Source organism: Vibrio sp. 2134-1 (genome assembly GCF_033339495.1).
On the sequence record NZ_JAWOUS010000976.1, the window covers coordinates 1 to 514 of the forward strand.

Annotated in this window: 1 protein-coding gene; it reads left to right on the plus strand. The window is 45.3% G+C overall.

Annotation, left to right across the window (positions count from 1 at the left end):
- Positions 1-409 (plus strand): Lrp/AsnC family transcriptional regulator (locus R7R78_RS29570; protein ID WP_225475021.1); only part of this gene is annotated, 409 nt, incomplete at its 5' end.
- Positions 410-514 lie beyond the last annotated feature (105 nt).

Genomic DNA, 514 nt, shown 5'->3' on the forward strand with positions numbered 1-514 from the left:
AGACGCTACATTAACGACAGCGGAGCTCGCTGACCAAGTAGGGCTCTCTGCTTCACCATGTGCGAGGCGCTTAAAACGTCTTGAACAAGAAGGGGTTATCAGCGGATATCGAGCAATGATCTCTCGTGGCGCAGTAGGTATTGCGATGACGGTGTTCGTTGAAGTGAGTTTGAATAACCACCAAGCGTCGTCAATCGATGAGTTTGAAACCGCAATCGTCGATATGGATGAGGTGATTTCTTGTCACGTCGTATCTGGTGCGTACGATTATTTATTGGAAGTGGTAAGTAAAGATCTTCCCGGATACGAAAGCTTCACGAGAAAGCTGCAAAGGTTAGAAAACGTCAAAGACATCCACACACACCTTGCTATTCGGCAGGTAAAAGGAAATGGCTGTTTACCCATTTAATTTGATCATTGTGCCTGTAGTGAGCAAGAGGGGAGATAAATGAAGTGGCTCGATAGATTGAAGATTGCCAACTACCACCGCAAGCGTTACAAACAATTTGGTAAT